General features: G+C 56.7%; 1 protein-coding gene. It reads right to left on the bottom strand.

The genetic code is table 11. The annotated features are described in order from the left end of the window. Positions 1-352: MSCRAMM family adhesin SdrC (locus EII42_RS12425; protein WP_233558415.1), on the bottom strand; the 352-nt coding region annotated here is incomplete at its 3' end. Positions 353-393: the final 41 nt, after the last annotated feature.

Here is a 393-nt window from a genome sequence, read left to right as displayed (position 1 = left end):
CGATCACCGGCAACTTCTCGAACAAGTACTTACCGCTCGCATCAGTCGTGACATCGCCAACGAGATCACCGTTGACATCCTTGACCGGCTGACCATCCGGACCCGTGATCTTCAACACCGCGCCGACAATCGGGCGATCCGTAGCATCCTGCAGACCATCCTTGTTCACATCGAACCACACATAGTCACCCACCGTGACCTCGGGACGAACGAACCCAAAGTCCAGGCTCAGATCCTTGTCCCCATCCTTCGTGAGATCAACAATCGTGCTCGCCGACAGCGTAGACGAATCAATCGCCCGGTCATCCCCAACCTCAGGCTTGGTCGGAATGTAATCGCCAGGCAGCAACATGACACGCACCGTGTACTTCTCACCTGCACCCAACACCGGCA

The organism is Tessaracoccus sp. OH4464_COT-324 (assembly GCF_003932855.1).
Lineage (GTDB): Bacteria > Actinomycetota > Actinomycetes > Propionibacteriales > Propionibacteriaceae > Arachnia.
This window is presented reverse-complemented; position numbering and strand designations above follow the sequence as displayed.